General features: G+C 63.3%; 23 protein-coding genes. 20 read left to right on the top strand and 3 right to left on the bottom strand.

Going from position 1 to position 14,527, the window contains the following annotated elements; translation table 11 throughout:
- The first annotated feature begins 17 nt into the window (after positions 1-17).
- The 7 genes from nifE to hspQ are packed head-to-tail and all read left to right on the top strand — an operon-like array spanning position 18 to position 4,822.
- Positions 18-1,688 carry a nitrogenase iron-molybdenum cofactor biosynthesis protein NifE gene (gene nifE, locus FNV92_RS23170; protein WP_143844414.1) on the top strand — a complete coding sequence of 557 codons (1,671 nt, stop codon included), beginning with the start codon at positions 18-20 and terminating at the stop codon, positions 1,686-1,688.
- Between the two features lie 8 nt (positions 1,689-1,696).
- Complete coding sequence (gene nifN / locus FNV92_RS23165; RefSeq protein ID WP_143844415.1) at positions 1,697-3,079, top strand: nitrogenase iron-molybdenum cofactor biosynthesis protein NifN; 1,383 nt, start codon at positions 1,697-1,699, stop codon at positions 3,077-3,079.
- A 20-nt stretch (positions 3,080-3,099) separates the two neighbouring features.
- The gene (nifX, locus tag FNV92_RS23160; protein ID WP_015687112.1) at positions 3,100-3,495 is read left to right on the top strand and encodes a nitrogen fixation protein NifX; all 396 of its coding nucleotides are present in this window, start codon (positions 3,100-3,102) and stop codon (positions 3,493-3,495) included.
- Between the two features lie 11 nt (positions 3,496-3,506).
- The gene (locus FNV92_RS23155; RefSeq protein WP_143844416.1) at positions 3,507-3,977 is read left to right on the top strand and encodes a NifX-associated nitrogen fixation protein; all 471 of its coding nucleotides are present in this window, start codon (positions 3,507-3,509) and stop codon (positions 3,975-3,977) included.
- Between the two features lie 8 nt (positions 3,978-3,985).
- A complete protein-coding gene (locus FNV92_RS23150; protein ID WP_015687110.1) occupies positions 3,986-4,186 on the top strand; it encodes a CCE_0567 family metalloprotein in 201 nt (66 codons plus the stop codon).
- Between the two features lie 12 nt (positions 4,187-4,198).
- Positions 4,199-4,480 (top strand): ferredoxin III, nif-specific, encoded by a 282-nt coding sequence (gene fdxB / locus FNV92_RS23145; RefSeq protein WP_143844417.1) that lies wholly within the window; start codon positions 4,199-4,201, stop codon positions 4,478-4,480.
- A 24-nt stretch (positions 4,481-4,504) separates the two neighbouring features.
- Positions 4,505-4,822, top strand: a complete 318-nt coding sequence (gene hspQ / locus FNV92_RS23140) for a heat shock protein HspQ (RefSeq protein WP_143844418.1) — start codon at positions 4,505-4,507, stop codon at positions 4,820-4,822.
- A 39-nt stretch (positions 4,823-4,861) separates the two neighbouring features.
- Here hspQ and FNV92_RS23135 read toward each other — a convergent pair whose 3' ends face one another.
- Together FNV92_RS23135 and FNV92_RS23130 are read right to left on the bottom strand one after the other, a co-directional pair.
- On the bottom strand, positions 4,862-5,176 hold the full coding sequence (locus tag FNV92_RS23135; RefSeq protein WP_143844419.1) for a hypothetical protein: 315 nt from the start codon (positions 5,174-5,176) through the stop codon (positions 4,862-4,864).
- A gap of 28 nt (positions 5,177-5,204) precedes the next feature.
- On the bottom strand, positions 5,205-5,663 hold the full coding sequence (locus FNV92_RS23130; protein WP_143844420.1) for a hypothetical protein: 459 nt from the start codon (positions 5,661-5,663) through the stop codon (positions 5,205-5,207).
- Positions 5,664-5,908: 245 nt separating this feature from the next.
- Here FNV92_RS23130 and FNV92_RS23125 point away from each other — a divergent pair, with 245 nt between their 5' ends.
- Entirely contained in the window at positions 5,909-6,313 is a 405-nt protein-coding gene (locus tag FNV92_RS23125; RefSeq protein ID WP_143844421.1) for a Rieske (2Fe-2S) protein, read from the top strand.
- Positions 6,314-6,324: 11 nt separating this feature from the next.
- On the opposite strand, the gene FNV92_RS23120 is transcribed toward FNV92_RS23125, so the two are convergent.
- Positions 6,325-6,915: a hypothetical protein gene (locus FNV92_RS23120; protein WP_015687104.1), complete on the bottom strand. Its 591-nt coding sequence runs from the start codon at positions 6,913-6,915 to the stop codon at positions 6,325-6,327.
- Between the two features lie 347 nt (positions 6,916-7,262).
- On the opposite strand from FNV92_RS23120, the gene FNV92_RS23115 reads away from it, so the two are divergent.
- The 12 genes from FNV92_RS23115 (at position 7,263) to FNV92_RS23060 (ending at position 14,524) form a co-directional block, all read left to right on the top strand.
- The gene (locus FNV92_RS23115; RefSeq protein WP_015687103.1) at positions 7,263-7,583 is read left to right on the top strand and encodes an iron-sulfur cluster assembly accessory protein; all 321 of its coding nucleotides are present in this window, start codon (positions 7,263-7,265) and stop codon (positions 7,581-7,583) included.
- 43 nt (positions 7,584-7,626) lie between these two features.
- Positions 7,627-7,920 carry a NifU family protein gene (locus tag FNV92_RS23110; protein ID WP_015687102.1) on the top strand — a complete coding sequence of 98 codons (294 nt, stop codon included), beginning with the start codon at positions 7,627-7,629 and terminating at the stop codon, positions 7,918-7,920.
- A 23-nt stretch (positions 7,921-7,943) separates the two neighbouring features.
- Positions 7,944-9,137, top strand: coding sequence for a cysteine desulfurase NifS (nifS, locus tag FNV92_RS23105; protein ID WP_143844422.1), 1,194 nt, complete (start codon positions 7,944-7,946; stop codon positions 9,135-9,137).
- On the top strand, positions 9,134-9,358 hold the full coding sequence (nifT, locus tag FNV92_RS23100) for a putative nitrogen fixation protein NifT (RefSeq protein WP_143844423.1): 225 nt from the start codon (positions 9,134-9,136) through the stop codon (positions 9,356-9,358). The genes nifS and nifT overlap by 4 nt, the downstream gene beginning before the upstream one ends.
- On the top strand, positions 9,355-10,221 hold the full coding sequence (locus tag FNV92_RS23095) for an SIR2 family NAD-dependent protein deacylase (protein WP_143844424.1): 867 nt from the start codon (positions 9,355-9,357) through the stop codon (positions 10,219-10,221). The genes nifT and FNV92_RS23095 overlap by 4 nt, the downstream gene beginning before the upstream one ends.
- Positions 10,222-10,527: 306 nt before the next feature.
- Positions 10,528-12,084 carry a nitrogenase cofactor biosynthesis protein NifB gene (gene nifB / locus FNV92_RS23090; RefSeq protein WP_143844425.1) on the top strand — a complete coding sequence of 519 codons (1,557 nt, stop codon included), beginning with the start codon at positions 10,528-10,530 and terminating at the stop codon, positions 12,082-12,084.
- A gap of 14 nt (positions 12,085-12,098) precedes the next feature.
- The gene (locus FNV92_RS23085; protein ID WP_015687097.1) at positions 12,099-12,323 is read left to right on the top strand and encodes a 4Fe-4S binding protein; all 225 of its coding nucleotides are present in this window, start codon (positions 12,099-12,101) and stop codon (positions 12,321-12,323) included.
- A 14-nt stretch (positions 12,324-12,337) separates the two neighbouring features.
- A complete protein-coding gene (locus FNV92_RS23080) occupies positions 12,338-12,646 on the top strand; it encodes a HesB/IscA family protein (RefSeq protein WP_143844426.1) in 309 nt (102 codons plus the stop codon).
- A gap of 19 nt (positions 12,647-12,665) precedes the next feature.
- Positions 12,666-13,196: a hypothetical protein gene (locus tag FNV92_RS23075; RefSeq protein ID WP_143844427.1), complete on the top strand. Its 531-nt coding sequence runs from the start codon at positions 12,666-12,668 to the stop codon at positions 13,194-13,196.
- Positions 13,189-13,962, top strand: coding sequence for a 4Fe4S-binding leucine-rich repeat protein (locus FNV92_RS23070; protein WP_143844428.1), 774 nt, complete (start codon positions 13,189-13,191; stop codon positions 13,960-13,962). The genes FNV92_RS23075 and FNV92_RS23070 overlap by 8 nt, the downstream gene beginning before the upstream one ends.
- On the top strand, positions 13,959-14,276 hold the full coding sequence (locus tag FNV92_RS23065; protein ID WP_015687093.1) for a nitrogen fixation protein NifZ: 318 nt from the start codon (positions 13,959-13,961) through the stop codon (positions 14,274-14,276). The genes FNV92_RS23070 and FNV92_RS23065 overlap by 4 nt, the downstream gene beginning before the upstream one ends.
- Positions 14,276-14,524 carry a nitrogen fixation protein NifZ gene (locus FNV92_RS23060; protein ID WP_143846232.1) on the top strand — a complete coding sequence of 83 codons (249 nt, stop codon included), beginning with the start codon at positions 14,276-14,278 and terminating at the stop codon, positions 14,522-14,524. The genes FNV92_RS23065 and FNV92_RS23060 overlap by 1 nt, the downstream gene beginning before the upstream one ends.
- Positions 14,525-14,527: the final 3 nt, after the last annotated feature.

Raw genomic sequence — 14,527 nt, 5'->3', positions numbered from 1 at the left:
GGGAATAGGAGAGACGAATGAGCTCGCTGTCGGCCACCATCCAGGACGTCTTCAACGAGCCGGGCTGCGGCAAGAACGCCAACAAGTCCGAAGCCGAACGCAAGAAAGGTTGCACCAAGCAGCTTCAGCCAGGCGGCGCCGCCGGCGGCTGCGCATTCGACGGCGCCAAGATCGCGCTGCAGCCGTTCACCGATGTTGCCCATCTCGTCCATGGCCCGATCGCCTGCGAAGGCAATTCCTGGGACAATCGCGGCGCCGCCTCGTCCGGCTCCGATCTCTGGCGCCGAAGCTTCACCACCGACATCAACGAAACCGATATCGTGTTCGGCGGCGAGAAGCGGCTCTATAAGGCAATCAGAGAGATCATCGAGAAGTACGATCCGCCAGCGATTTTCGTCTACCAGACCTGCGTTCCCGCCATGATAGGCGACGACATCAACGCGGTCTGCAAGGCGGCGGCAACCAAGTTCGGAAAGCCGGTTATCCCGGTCAATTCGCCGGGCTTCGTCGGCCCGAAGAACCTTGGGAACAAGCTCGCCGGCGAGGCGCTACTGGAGCATGTGATCGGGACCCAGGAGCCCGACTACACCACGCCCTACGACATCAACATCATCGGCGAGTACAATTTGTCCGGCGAGTTCTGGCAGGTGAAGCCGCTGCTGGACGAGCTGGGTATCCGCATCCTCTCCTGCATCTCCGGCGACGGCAAATATCGCGAGCTCGCCTATTCGCACCGCGCGAAGGCTGCGATGATGGTGTGCTCAAAGGCGATGATCAACGTCGCGCGCAAGATGGAGGAGCGCTACGGCATTCCCTTCTTCGAGGGCTCGTTCTACGGCATTCAGGATTCCAGCGACTCGCTGCGCGAGATCGCCCGCATGCTGATCGAGCGCGGCGCGCCGGCGGAACTGATGGACCGTACCGAAGCCGTGATCGCGCGCGAGGAGGCAAAGGCCTGGGCTGCGATCGAACGCTTCAAGCCGAGCTTCAAGGACAAGAAGGTGCTTCTGATCACCGGCGGTGTGAAATCCTGGTCGGTCGTGGCGGCGTTGCAGGAGGCCGGGCTCGAGATCGTCGGCACCTCGGTGAAGAAGTCCACCAAGGAGGACAAGGAGCGGATCAAGGAGCTGATGGGCCAGGACGCCCACATGATCGAGGATATGACGCCGCGCGAGATGTACAAGATGCTGAAAGACGCGAAAGCGGACATCATGCTCTCCGGCGGGAAGTCGCAATTCGTGGCGCTGAAGGCCGCGATGCCCTGGCTCGACATCAACCAGGAACGATCCCACGCCTATATGGGCTATATCGGCATGGTGGAGCTGATGGAGGAGATCGATAAGGCGCTTTACAATCCGATGTGGGAGCAGCTTCGCAAGCCCACGCCGTGGGACGCCGGCAGCGTCAACTGGCAGGCCAAGGCAATGGCCCAGATGGACGCGCAGGCCGCCGAGATCGCGGCCGATCCCGCGCTCGCCGAGGCCACCCGCCGGGCGAAGAAGATCTGCTTCTGCAAGGCCGTCGATCTCGGGACCATCGAGGACGCCATAGCCGCGCATGGCTTGACGACCGTCGACGGCATCAAGGAACGGACCAGCGCGTCGGGCGGCTGCGGCGCCTGCAAGGGGCGTGTCGAGGATATTCTCGCCGCGCAGCCGGTGCCCGTTGTGCTCCAGGCAGCGGAGTAGGGCGTCTCATGGCGATCGTCACCACGTCCAAGAAGGCCTGCTCGGTCAATCCGCTCAAGATGAGCCAGCCGATTGGCGGCTCCTTCGCGTTCATGGGGCTGCGTGGCGCGATGCCGCTGCTGCACGGATCGCAGGGCTGCACCTCGTTCGGGCTCACGCTGTTCGTGCGGCATTTCAAGGAAGCCGTGCCGATGCAGACCACCGCGATGAGCGAGGTCGCGACCGTGCTTGGCGGTTACGAGAATGTCGAGCAGGCGATCCTCAACATCTACAATCGCACCAAGCCCGAGATCATCGGCATCAACTCGACTGGCGTTACCGAGACCAAGGGTGACGATGTTGACGGCTTCATCCGCCTGATCCGCCAGAGGCATCCGCAGCTCGAGAAGTTTCCGCTGGTCTACGTCTCGACCCCGGATTTCAAGGATGCATTCCAGGACGGCTGGGAGAAGACCGTCGCGCGGCTGGTCGAGGAACTGGTCGACCCGGTCGATGCTGCCGCTCCGCGCGATGCCGCACGCGTCAACGTGCTGCCCGGCTGCCATCTCACGCCGGGCGATCTGGACGAACTCCGCACCATTCTGGAGGATTTCGGGCTCAGACCGTCGTTCCTGCCGGATCTTGCCGGCTCGCTGGACGGCCATATCCCGGACGAGTTCACGCCGACCACGATTGGGGGCATCGGCGTCGACGAGATCGCCACCATGGGCCAGGCCGCCTGGACCATCGCGATCGGCGCGCAGATGCGGCGGGCAGCCGAAGCCATGCAGGCCAAAGCCGGCACGCCGTTCCGGCTGTTCGAGCGGCTCTGCGGCCTCGGTCCCAACGACGAATTCATCGCGTTCCTGAGCGAGATCAGCGGCAGGCCGGTGCCGCTGAAGTATCGGCGGCAGCGCGGCCAGCTTGCGGACGCGATGCTGGATTCGCATTTCCACATCGGCGGCCGCAAGCTCGCGATCGGGGCCGAGCCGGATCTGCTGTTCGACCTCTCCAGCATGCTTCATGAAATGGGAGCGCAGGTGACGGTGGCGGTGACCACCACGGCCTCGCCCGTGCTCGAGCGTATCAAGACCCAGGAGGTCCTGATCGGCGATCTCGAAGACCTCGAGGACCTCGCCAAGGCCCGCGATTGCGATCTTCTCATCACCCATTCACACGGCCGGCAGGCGGCTTCGCGCCTGAAAATCCCGTTCTATCGCGCCGGCTTCCCCATGTTCGACCGGCTGGGTGCGGGGCACCTGCTGTCGGTCGGCTATCGCGGAACGCGCGATCTGGTGTTCGATCTCGCCAATCTGATCATCACCGATCGCGAGAACAACCATCAGCCGACGCCGGACACCTGGCGGAGCACCGATGCCGGCCTGCCCGTCGTTCCGCCGCAGCTGCACTGACGCGAGAAAAGGATCATCTGATGAAGGTCGCCTTTGCCACCCAGGACCTGAAGCGCGTCGATGCGCATTTCGGCTGGGCCAAGAACATCGCCATCTACGACGTCAGTCCCGAAGGACATCGCTTCGTCGAGGCGATTCAGTTCGACGGCGACCTCAAGGAGGACGGCAACGAGGACAAGCTGGCGCCGAAGATCGAGGCGATCAAGGATTGCACGATCCTCTATGTCGCGGCGATCGGCGGCTCGGGCGCGGCGCGGGTCGTTGCCAACAATATCCATCCGATGAAGGTAGTCCAGCCGGAAGCGATCGCCGATCTCTGCAGCAAGCTCGAGGAGGTGCTGAAAGGCACGCCGCCGCCCTGGCTGCGCAAGGTCCTCGCCAAGGACCAGGAACGCACGCTTGATTTCGAAGATTGAGGGAAACGAACATGGCCGATGCGGCTGAACTGATCCAATCCGAGTCCGCGGCAGATGCTCCGTTCATCAAGGAGCTCATCAACATCTGGCGGGCCCAGGACACCCACGGCGCCTGGGAGGGCAAGAAGGATCTCGACCTGCTCGAGCCCTATATTCTCGACAAGGAGGCGCGCCGGGCGCTGCCGATCGTCGGAGATCCCGACCCGGATACGATCTGGCGGATGGAGCTGTTCTTCAATGCGGTCGCGCTCGCGATCGAGAAGGCGACCGGCGTGATGATCTCGCCGATGCTGAAGATGCATCACGAGGGCTTCGGCCGCATGGTCCTGATCGGCGGCCGGCTGATCGTCGTCAACAAGCAGCTGCGCGACGTCCACCGTTACGGATTCGACAATCTCGGCAAGCTCGCAGCTGAAGGCGACAAGTTCGTCAACGGCGGGATTGAGATGATCCGCAAGTTTCCTGACGTGGCCAACTATTGAGGTGACACATGAGCGATCCTGAAACCCTGAAAGCCGAGATCAAGAAGCTCTCGGCCAAGGCCACGGCGGCCAAGATGGATCTCCACGATCTCTCCGAGGAGCTGCCGATCAACTGGACCTCGATCATGAGCGTCGCCCAGAAGGCGCACGACGCCTTCTCCGAGCTCGAGCGCAAGCGCGAGGATCTCAAGGCGCTCGAAAAGGCCTGAACGGACTCCGCCATGTCATCTGCAACCCGCGATGGTCGCGATTGGAGACCGGACTATCTGGTCTCGATCGACCCTAGGAAATGCATCGGCTGCGGCCGCTGCTACAAGGTCTGCGGCCGCGAGGTCATGACGCTGAAGGGCCTCAATGAGGACGGCGAGATGATCGATCTCGACGACGATGACGATGAGGTCGAAAAGAAGGTCATGGTGATGAATGACGATGGCGCCTGCATCGGTTGCGGCGCCTGTGCCCGGGTCTGCCCGACCAATTGCCAGACCCACGCCCCGGCGTGAGCGCGGCGGACTATGCGGTGAGCGATGAGCAAGACCCGGATCGCCAGATACAATATCGGCCAGGTGATCCGCCATCGCCTCTATGAAATGCGCGGTGTGATCTTCGACGTCGATGCGTCTCCCGCGGCGTCCGATGTCGGCCCGATGCAGGGGCCTGGAGCACCGGGGTTGTTCTATCGGATGTTCGCCGTGGACGACCAGATCCCTTACGTCGCCTGCATCGCCGAGCAGGATCTGTTGCCCGACCAATCGAGCGAGCCGGTCAACCATCCTGAGATCAGCGGGTTGCTCGAAGTCGATGAGGGCGGCGGCTATCGCCGGCGGAAGCGATTGATGAACTGAGTGTGCCGGACAGCAGGCCGGCGAGGCACGCGGGTTGGCCTATTCAATTCCCTGCTCACGCGCCTTCATCATCGCGGCGATGCGAAACCGCTCGTGGATTGCGATTGGATTTGCGAGCATGTCGGCCTCGGCACGCTTGAACGCTGCGAGGACGATCTCTGCTTCTTCGCGCGTCAGCGGGACGCGGCCGGCCATGTGCGTGGCCTCGGGCGCAGCGTTCCGGATCGCGCGCCGATAGGGGTGATCCTTGACTTCGATCAGCTCGTTGGCCTCGAGCTTGCCGCCGAGCGTGATCGCCAGCCCCGTCACTTCGAGCTTGCGTCCGTCCTGGGTCGTCTTCACCAGTGTCGCCATGTGTTCGCCCTCGCTCGCGTGCGGTGAATCAGAGAACCGTCGGCATCGCGAAGCCGGGGCGGGGATGGGCGTCGTAATAATCAGGCCGTTCCGGCCAGCCGCCTTCGGCTATGAATGTGAAGGCTGTAATTCTCACTGGCGCGCCTTGCGAGCACGAGACCTCCGCGAATTTGATCTCGCGTGGGCCAGGCCCTGCAGAGAAGTCAGCGATCACAGTGCCATCCGCCTTGCAGGCGCGGGCGAAACCCGGTGTGCCAACGCTGCTGGCGGGAACGGGATTGGCCGCAAATGTGGCGGTCTCGCCCCCGTCCGCCGTGGGACCGAAGGCGGGACTGGCGAAATTGAACGTTGCGAGCACGTCACTGCGATCGACCGCATGATCTGCCGTCATCGGCCGCGCGACCGAGTAGACGGTCAGCGTGCCGCCGGCGAGCAGGGACTTCAGTTCCTCTTCCGGACAGCCGGCAAATGCGGACGCGACGTTCATGTCATTCTCCATGCCAAAGGGCTTTGGCTGAAGAACATCAAATTTCGTGCCACGCGGCAGGCATGCAGCGTGGCGGCCGAAGGCCGCCGAACGGGCGAAAAGCCCCCCGTTTCTTGCGAGTTGGCACGGGTCGATCGAGGCGAATGTCGGTTTCCGCACAAGGGTGCGACGGATGACGGACTTTTGCGTAGCGCGATTCTTGCAATGTCTCGCCCAGGTAGCTCGGGCTCGCAAACGAGGACAGCATGGAACAGGATACCGCCTATGCGATCTGCCGCTTCAGCGATATTCCAAGCCAGAGGGCGATCGGCTTTCAACTCATGATCGTCGGCGACGACGGCGCGCCGCGGCCCTGGCCGATCGTGATCGTCCGCTGGGGCAGACAGGTTTTCGGTTATCTCAACAGATGTCCGCACAACGGCGTGAACCTGGACTGGGAGCGCAACCAGTTCCTGGATACGAACGGCACCAGGCTGCTGTGCGGCAAGCACGGCTCGACCTTCGAGCTCGGCACCGGTCTTGGGATCGACGGGCCGTGCAAGGGCCAGAGCCTGACCCCCATTGCGCTTGCCGTGCTCGACGGGGACATCTGCGTCACCGGCGTGACGCTGGTCGAAGACGAAGACGAGGCTTGCGACGAAGAGATCTGACGCGCGGGGCGTCAGACCGGGCGGTTCTCGTTGCGATTCTTCACCGGCTCCATCTTGGCGAGGCCTTCCTCGTAGCTGATCTCGGCATAGGATCCGTCGAGGTCCTTTGCGACATCGAGCAGGTAATCGAGCTTGCCAGCGGTATCGAGCTTCTTGATGTCGTTCTTGTCGACACCAGCGAGGTCCATCATCTCTTTCCAGACGGTCGATTCGTCGCAGGGCAGCACGCGGAAGGTGATATCGCCGATCCTGGTGCGGTATTTGGCCAGCAGGTCGATGTTGTTGCAGAAGATGAAGTAGCTGCCCTTGGGCGTCAACGCGCCGTCGAGCACCTTTGCAAGGTCGGCCAGGTAGGCGAAGGAATGCAGGTAGCCGGCCAGCACGGGGATCGTCGCCTCTCCCTCCTGCGCCACGGTCAACACCTGCTCGATCGAATAGTCCGGCGGGCGCTTCTCGTCTGCGACCTGGGCCTGGAACTTCAGCGCGATATCGCCGCGAAAGCCGAAGCGGCCCGGCTTTGTCGTGTCGCCCTTCAGCACCGCGTTCAACAGCCGGCCCTCCTTGTCCAGCCGGCCAAGGGCGGTGTTGTCGATCGACGTCATGAAAGCCTCCTCGTTCAATGCGCTCGCAGCGGTGTCGGCCGGCGCGAAATCACGCCTGCCGTTGTGTGAGTGACCTTATGCAAGGAGTTTGCCGACCGCCTGCGCGCGCACCGAAAGTTCAAGTCATCGCGCATTTGGTGAGTTCTTGCGCTGGAATTGCGCGAGGAGCGGGGCGGTCTCGCCGATAGGTTTGTTGCGGCGCCGCCAAAGCCTGTGTCGGAAATCCGACACGCGTCGCAAACGCAACAGGCAAAGTCAGAAGAAAAATGCAGCGTTTTCAAGTGCGTGCCGGGTGGCACGGGACTTGCGATCCCTATGCCAACAGACCCAGATAGAGAGGGCGAACGATGATCAATCTGACGGACAGTGCGGTGAATGCGGTGAAGACCGCGATCTCCTCCGCAGCGGAGCCGGCGAATGGCCTGCGGATCATGGTCGAAACCGGCGGCTGCGCCGGGTTCAAATACATGATGGGCCTCGCGGAAGAAGCCAAGCCCGACGATACCGTGATCGAACGCGGCGGCGTGAAGGTGTTCGTCGACAATGCGAGCCACGAGCATCTCAACGGCACCACGATCGACTTCGTGGTGGCGCTGGAAGGCTCGGGCTTCACCTTCGACAATCCGAACGCGAAGTCGAGCTGCTCCTGCGGCAAGTCGTTCAGCTGATCCCACTGCTCCCACGAAACGATCTGCCAGAGAAAGAACACGCATGCTCGTTGAATCCGAACCACTCAAGCAGCTGCCCGCCGCCGAACCGACGGACCGCGAGCGCATCGTCCGGGCCGTACTCGATGAGATCCGGCCCAACCTCAAGCGCGATGGCGGCGATTGCGAATTGCTCGAGATCGACGGCAACAAGATCATGGTCAGGCTCACCGGCGCCTGCGTGTTCTGCAAACTCGCCAGCGCGACGCTGGAGGGAATTCAGGCCCGTCTGGTCGAGCGTCTCGGCGAGTTTGTCCGCCTGATTCCGGTCGCCGGAGCGGCAAAAGCCCGGCACTGAGGCGACATCGAGAGGGACGTTCCGTGCGGCCAGTCTACCTCGACAACAATGCGACGACCCGCACGGACCCCGCCGTCGTCGCGGCGATGTTGCCGTTCTTCTCCGAGCAATTCGGGAATGCGTCGTCGTCGCATGCGTTTGGCAGCGAGGTCGCCCCGGCCTTGAAGCAGGCGCGCAAGAGCCTGCAGACGTTGATCGGTGCGGCCTACGATCACGAGATCGTCTTCACGTCGGGCGGCACCGAATCCGACAACGCGGCGATCCTGTCGGCGCTCGCGGTGCAGGAGGGGCGTGACGAGGTCGTCACCACGGCGGTGGAGCATCCGGCCGTGCTGTCGCTGGTCGAGGAGCTCGGCCGCCGCGGTATCAGGAGCCATCTCATTCCCGTCGATACGCGGGGCCGCCTCGATATCGAGGCGTTCCGGCGCGCGCTGTCGCCGCGCACGGCGGTCGCCTCGGTAATGTGGGCCAACAACGAGACCGGCACGATCTTCCCGGTGGAATTTCTGGCCAAGATGGCGCGGTCGGCCGGCGCGCTGTTTCATACCGATGCGGTCCAGGCCGTCGGCCGGATTCCGATCGATCTGAAAAACACCGAAATCGACATGTTGTCGCTCTCCGGCCACAAGCTGCATGGACCCAAGGGGATCGGCGCGCTCTATGTGCGTAAAGGCATCAAGTTCAAGCCGCTGATCGTCGGCGGTCCGCAGGAACGCCGCCGCCGGGCGGGGACCGAGAACGTGCCCGGCGTCGTTGGACTCGGCAAGGCGGCGCAGCTTGCAACGGCGCAACTCGAGTCAGAGCGGACGCAGGTCGCCGCGCTCCGCGACCGGCTGGAGCAGGGTGTCCTGAGGCTCGGCCATTGCGTGGCGCTCGGCGATGTCCGGAGCCGCCTGCCGAATACCTCCAATATCGCCTTCGAACGGCTCGAGGGCGAAGCCATCATTCATCATCTGAACCGCGCCGGCATCGCCGCCTCGCTTGGGTCGGCCTGTGCGTCCGGATCGATGGAGCCGTCGCATGTGCTGCGCGCCATGAATGTGCCGCCGACGGCACTGCGCGGGGCGATCCGCTTTTCACTATCGCGAGAGACCACCGCCGACGAGATCGACTGCGTCCTCGCGGCGCTGCCTGACATCATAGAGAAACTGAGAGCATTGTCTCCTTCGCAGGAACGCGCGAGCGACACCTCTCTTCCTGCGGAGATGAGCCTATGAAAGTCATGATTCGACGCTCGCCGGAGACCGGCCTGTCGATCTACGTCCCGAAAAAGGATCTCGAAGAGCCGATCGTGGAGACCGAGCACGAGACGTTGTGGGGCGGCTGGATCAGGATCGCGAACGGCTGGGTGCTCGACCTGCCGCAAATGGCGAGCGACACCACGCTGCCGATCACGATCAATGCCAAGAAGCGCGGCGGCGACGGAGAGGAGCGATGAACGCACCCGTACCGCGGATCGATTTCGCAGGTCCCGCCGATGCCGAAGCCATCCTCCGCGAGGTGACTGCGAAGCTGCGCGCCGGCAGCGTCATTCCTTATCTCGGGACCGGCGTCACCGAGCTGGCCAAGCCGGGCGTACCGATGAATCCGGAAGCGCTTGCGGCCTTCCTCGGCAGCAAGGTCGCACTGCCGCGGCGGGCCAGGGGCAATGCCTGGGCCGCGGCACAGCATATCGAAAGCACGAAGCATCGCTCCACCGTTACGGCGCTGATGTCGGAGGCCTTCGCCACGCCGGTCGCGCCGACCCCGCTGCATCGTCACCTCGCGACGCTGTCCCTGCCCCTGATCGTCGACAGCTGGTACGACGGCGCGATGCGAACGGCGCTCGCCGATCGTAGCGATTGGGGGGAAATCCAGGGTATCACCCGGGCCGGCATTGGTGAGGACCGCTGGTACCGCTTCTACGATCCCGCCGGAATGGAAGTTGATCGCACGCTGGCCCAGGGGTGGGACACCGTCCTCTACAAGCCGCATGGCAGCATTGCGCCGGCGAAGAACTTCCTGATCACCGACGCCGACTATGTCGAGGTCCTGACCGAGATCGACATCCAGACGCCAATTCCCGACGAGGTGAAGGCGCGTCGCACCGGCCGCAACTTCCTGTTCCTCGGCTGCCGGTTCAACGACCAGCTCCTGCGCACCTATGCGCGTCAGGTGTCGAAGCGATCGGCCGAGAGTCACTATGCTGTTGTCGAGCCGGACGCGCTATCGAAGAACGAGCTCCGCTTCCTCGTCAATCAGGGCCTGACGCCGCTCGCGATCCCGCTCGCGCGTGCGATCGAGATCGTGCTCGCGGGGTGATCTCATCCATCTCGATCCGACGGGACCGCGCGGGCAATGCTCGCGCGGCTTCTTGCGTCGATCGTCATCGCGCGCCGTCGTGGTCGCTGCGGCTGTCACCTTTGCAACATGCATCGTCGCGACGCGCGCCGATGTTGGCAATCCGACATTTGCCGGATCGTTCGCTAACTCTTTGACGCGAGAGAAGAATGTGCCCGGCCGAAGCCATGGCATGCGAGTTGCTAATACCTCTCTAGAACCACTCTTAGACTGCTTCTCGGAAGTCGGGCCCCGGGAAACTCATTCGGCATCAGGGAGAACTGGGCGATGGATGTTTCAGTGCAACACGAAGTGAGCGGCAACGTCGCCGATGTCGGCGAGATCATGCAGGCGATTGCCGACCACAAGGGCTGCGGCACGACCGGCGGCAGTGGCAAGGCGAGCTGCGGCTCGAGTGCAGGGCAGGGCGATCTGCCGACCGAGATCTGGGAGAAGGTGAAGAATCATCCCTGCTACAGCGAGGAAGCGCATCACCACTACGCGCGCATGCATGTCGCGGTCGCGCCGGCCTGCAACATCCAGTGCAACTATTGCAATCGTAAATACGATTGCGCCAATGAATCGCGCCCGGGCGTGGTGAGCGAGAAACTCACCCCTGAGCAGGCCGCCAAGAAGGTACTGGCGGTGGCCTCCACCATCCCGCAGATGACCGTCCTCGGCATCGCCGGTCCGGGCGATCCGCTGGCCAACCCGGAAAAGACCTTCAAGACTTTCGAGCTTATCTACAATACGGCGCCCGACATCAAGCTCTGCCTGTCGACCAACGGCCTCATGCTGCCCGACCACGTCGACACCATCGCGAAGTACAACGTCGACCACGTCACGATCACGATCAACATGGTCGATCCCGAGATCGGCGCGCAGATCTATCCGTGGATCTTCTACAAGCACAAGCGATACACCGGCGTCGAGGCTGCCAAGATCCTGACGGATCGCCAGCTCCAGGGCCTCGAGATGCTTACCGAGCGCGGCATCCTCTGCAAGATCAACTCGGTCATGATCCCGGGGATCAACGACAAGCACCTGGTCGAGGTCAACAAGGCCGTGAAATCGCGCGGCGCCTTCCTGCACAACATCATGCCGCTGATCTCCGCGCCCGAGCACGGCACTGTGTTCGGCCTGAACGGCCAGCGTGGTCCGAGTGCGCAGGAGCTGAAGGCCCTGCAGGATTCCTGCGAAGGCGAGATGAACATGATGCGGCATTGTCGCCAGTGCCGTGCCGATGCGGTGGGTCTGCTTGGAGAGGACCGCAGCGCCGAGTTCACCACCGAGAAGATCATGGCGATGGAGGTCAAGTACGACTCCGACACCCGCAAGGCCTACCAGGCCAAGGTCGAGGAGGAGCGCGTCGCCAAGGTGGCCGCGAAGCAGGAAGAACTGGCGGAACTCGCCGGTGCCTCGAGCGACATCAAGGTCCTCGTCGCGGTTGCGACCAAGGGCTCCGGGCTGATCAACGAGCACTTCGGTCATGCCAAGGAGTTCCAGGTCTATGAACTCTCCACCGCGGGCGCCAAGTTCGTCGGCCATCGCCGTGTCGATCTCTATTGCCAGGGCGGTTACGGCGAGGAGGACAGCCTCGAGACCATCATCCGCGCCATCAATGACTGTCATGCGGTGTTCGTGGCCAAGATCGGCGGCTGCCCGAAGGGCGATCTGATCAAGGCCGGCATTGAGCCGGTCGATCAATTTGCCCACGAGTTCATCGAGAAGTCGGCTATCGCCTGGTTCAGGGCCTATCTCGACAAGGTGAATAGCGGCGAGATCGAGCATGTGGAGCGCGGCGACGCTGCGATCCGCCAGGGCGCGCTGATTTCGGCCGCCTGACCCCGGAGGAAGCGATGCCATTCAAGATCATCTCCTCGCAGTGCACGAGCTGTTCGGCCTGCGAGCCGGAATGTCCGAACGTCGCGATCCGCGAGAAGGGCGGGACGTTCGTGATTGATCCAAAAAAGTGCACCGAATGCCTCGGTCATTTCGACGAGCCGCAATGCGTGGCGGTGTGTCCGGTCGATAACACCTGCGTCATCGACACGTCGCTGCCGCGCTATCAGGCGCCCGCCTAAAGAGGAGGAAGGACATGAACTTCACGATCACACCGGCGGCGCAGAAATTCATGCGCATGATGCTCCGCGTGGATGGCCCCGCGGGGAGCGGCTTCCGCCTCGCCGTCAGTCCGGGCGGTTGCTCCGGCCTCGCCGCGGACATCAAGGTGCTTGCCACGCCCCTGTCGGGCGATGCCATCGTCGAACGTGACGGCGTCAAGCTGTTCCTGCCCGCGGAGAGCCGGCTGCTGCTCGATGGCGTGACCATCGATTTTGCGGATACGCCGACCCAGACCGGGCTGGTGTTCCACGATCCGAAGCAGGTTTCCTGCGGACATCACTGAGGACGATAGGCCACAGCCGATGCCCGACACGCTATTCAGCCCGCAATCAGAGATCAACGACGCGCTGCTCGCCGGCGCGTTGCTCGGCGGCGGGCTGCCCAGCGAAGCCGAGCATCATCTGTGGCAGGCTGGCTTGTCTTACCATCTGGACGATATTGCCGAAAACCACCTGCGGGAAGCCGCTGCGATCGCCCCCGGGCATGCGGCGGTGCTGATCGGCCTCTATCGCTTCTATTTCTACAAGGGGCGCCTCGCCGAGGCGCTCGACGTCGCCGAACGCTGCCTGCAGAAAGCAGCCGAGGCGAACCATTTCGCCGCCGACTGGCGCACTGTGGGCGCGGCTGACGCCGAATTCAGCCGCTACGAGAGCGTCCTGCCGCGGTTCTTCCTGTTCTCGCTGAAGGGCTACGCCTACCTCCAGATGCGGCTCGGACGCATGGAGGAGGGGCGGCTGGCCGTCGCCAAGCTGCTGGAGCTCGATCCGACCGACAAGATTGGGGCGAAGGTTCTCCTCGGTGTGCTCGAACGCATGGGGCGGGACGATGAGTGACGACATCGATGAAGCCCGCGACTGGCAGGGCCAGGAAGTCGACTGCACCGCCTGTGCGCATCTTGCGCTGAGCGGCGGCGGTCGTTGCCGGTTGAAGCATGCCTGCGTCAACGACCGCTATGCCCGCCGGATTGACCGCTTCTTCAACTGGAATCCCGGCCTCGCGGACAGTTATCTCCGCCACCCGCATTTCGAGGTGCGCGCGATCGCTGCGAAATTCGCCAATGTGTTCCTGCTGCCGACGCTGCTCGCCGATGTCGACGAAACCGTGCGCTGGAACGCGGTCCGACGGTTGCCGAAGCGATACGCACTGCGATTGCGGAAGGATCCGCATCGCGAGGTGAGGATGCGGGTTGTCACGCTTCTGGATGGTGACGAACTGCTGCCCATGGTGTCCGACGAGGACTACTACGTTCGCCTCGTGGTCGCGCGCCGGATCGCGCCGCCGCTGCTCGGGCGTATGATCGACGACCCGGAGGCCGAGGTGCGCCGTGTGGTGGCGCGGCGGCTTCCCGACGGGTGGCTGCTCGGCATGATCAACGATTGCGACGCCTCGGTGCGTCTGGAAGTGGCCCGGCGGCTTTCGCCGGAGGTCCTGACGCTGCTGCGCCGCGATCCGGACTGGCGCATCCGGTACGAGGTGGCGAGCCGCGCGGCGGTGTCGGAATTGTCCGATCTCGCCGAGGACCAGGACAGCCTGGTGCGCGAGGTCGCACGCGCCAGGGTGTCGGTGCGGCTGGAGCGAGGCTCAGGGAGTTCGGCATGAGCAACATCGTTCGTGACAGCGACGTCGTCGAATTGTCGGCGCCGCCTTTCTTCAATTTCGGCGAAAGAGTGCGGGCCAAGCGCACCATCCGAAACGACGGCACTTATGCCGGCAAGGAGATCGGCGACATCCTCGCGAAGAAGGGCGAGGTCGGTTACGTCGTCTCGATCGGAACCTTTCTGCAGCAATTTTACATCTACGGCGTCGAATTCCTCGAAAGCGGCAATCGGGTCGGGATGAAGCGCAAGGAGCTCGATCCGGTCACGCCGCGCGACGAGGTCGAGGATCTGCCACTGCCAGGAGCCACATCATGATGCCTGAACCGAGACTCCCGAAATATCAGTGGGGCCAGCGCGTCAAAGCGGTGACTGATTTGATGAACGACGGATCGTTTCCGGACGCACCGGCTGATGGTCGTCTGGTCGGAGTCGGGGATACCGGCGAAATCGTCCAGGTCGGCAGGCATACGGATGCAAACCTTCCGATCTACCTCGTTGAGTTCGGCGAGAAGCTGGTGGTCGGATGCCTCGAGGAAGAGATCAGCCCGCTACAGGGGAATTAGCGC

It is taken from the genome of Bradyrhizobium cosmicum (genome assembly GCF_007290395.2).
Lineage (GTDB): Bacteria > Pseudomonadota > Alphaproteobacteria > Rhizobiales > Xanthobacteraceae > Bradyrhizobium > Bradyrhizobium cosmicum.
The sequence above is the reverse complement of the archived record's forward strand: the minus strand, read 5'-3'. Positions and strand labels throughout refer to the sequence as shown.

Excerpts from the sequence above, each read along its gene's own strand:
- FNV92_RS23115 (WP_015687103.1), top strand. The coding sequence starts at position 7,263 with ATGATCAATCTGACGGACAGTGCGGTGAATGCGGTGAAGACCGCGATC.
- FNV92_RS23125 (WP_143844421.1), top strand. The coding sequence starts at position 5,909 with ATGGAACAGGATACCGCCTATGCGATCTGCCGCTTCAGCGATATTCCA.
- FNV92_RS23155 (WP_143844416.1), top strand. The coding sequence starts at position 3,507 with ATGGCCGATGCGGCTGAACTGATCCAATCCGAGTCCGCGGCAGATGCT.
- FNV92_RS23095 (WP_143844424.1), top strand. The coding sequence starts at position 9,355 with ATGAACGCACCCGTACCGCGGATCGATTTCGCAGGTCCCGCCGATGCC.
- hspQ (WP_143844418.1), top strand. The coding sequence starts at position 4,505 with ATGAGCAAGACCCGGATCGCCAGATACAATATCGGCCAGGTGATCCGC.
- FNV92_RS23135 (WP_143844419.1), bottom strand. The coding sequence starts at position 5,176 with ATGGCGACACTGGTGAAGACGACCCAGGACGGACGCAAGCTCGAAGTG.
- nifX (WP_015687112.1), top strand. The coding sequence starts at position 3,100 with ATGAAGGTCGCCTTTGCCACCCAGGACCTGAAGCGCGTCGATGCGCAT.
- nifT (WP_143844423.1), top strand. The coding sequence starts at position 9,134 with ATGAAAGTCATGATTCGACGCTCGCCGGAGACCGGCCTGTCGATCTAC.
- FNV92_RS23080 (WP_143844426.1), top strand. The coding sequence starts at position 12,338 with ATGAACTTCACGATCACACCGGCGGCGCAGAAATTCATGCGCATGATG.
- FNV92_RS23110 (WP_015687102.1), top strand. The coding sequence starts at position 7,627 with ATGCTCGTTGAATCCGAACCACTCAAGCAGCTGCCCGCCGCCGAACCG.
- FNV92_RS23075 (WP_143844427.1), top strand. The coding sequence starts at position 12,666 with ATGCCCGACACGCTATTCAGCCCGCAATCAGAGATCAACGACGCGCTG.
- FNV92_RS23065 (WP_015687093.1), top strand. The coding sequence starts at position 13,959 with ATGAGCAACATCGTTCGTGACAGCGACGTCGTCGAATTGTCGGCGCCG.
- FNV92_RS23085 (WP_015687097.1), top strand. The coding sequence starts at position 12,099 with ATGCCATTCAAGATCATCTCCTCGCAGTGCACGAGCTGTTCGGCCTGC.
- nifB (WP_143844425.1), top strand. The coding sequence starts at position 10,528 with ATGGATGTTTCAGTGCAACACGAAGTGAGCGGCAACGTCGCCGATGTC.
- FNV92_RS23120 (WP_015687104.1), bottom strand. The coding sequence starts at position 6,915 with ATGACGTCGATCGACAACACCGCCCTTGGCCGGCTGGACAAGGAGGGC.
- nifE (WP_143844414.1), top strand. The coding sequence starts at position 18 with ATGAGCTCGCTGTCGGCCACCATCCAGGACGTCTTCAACGAGCCGGGC.
- FNV92_RS23060 (WP_143846232.1), top strand. The coding sequence starts at position 14,276 with ATGCCTGAACCGAGACTCCCGAAATATCAGTGGGGCCAGCGCGTCAAA.
- nifN (WP_143844415.1), top strand. The coding sequence starts at position 1,697 with ATGGCGATCGTCACCACGTCCAAGAAGGCCTGCTCGGTCAATCCGCTC.
- FNV92_RS23130 (WP_143844420.1), bottom strand. The coding sequence starts at position 5,663 with ATGAACGTCGCGTCCGCATTTGCCGGCTGTCCGGAAGAGGAACTGAAG.
- FNV92_RS23150 (WP_015687110.1), top strand. The coding sequence starts at position 3,986 with ATGAGCGATCCTGAAACCCTGAAAGCCGAGATCAAGAAGCTCTCGGCC.
- FNV92_RS23070 (WP_143844428.1), top strand. The coding sequence starts at position 13,189 with ATGAGTGACGACATCGATGAAGCCCGCGACTGGCAGGGCCAGGAAGTC.
- fdxB (WP_143844417.1), top strand. The coding sequence starts at position 4,199 with ATGTCATCTGCAACCCGCGATGGTCGCGATTGGAGACCGGACTATCTG.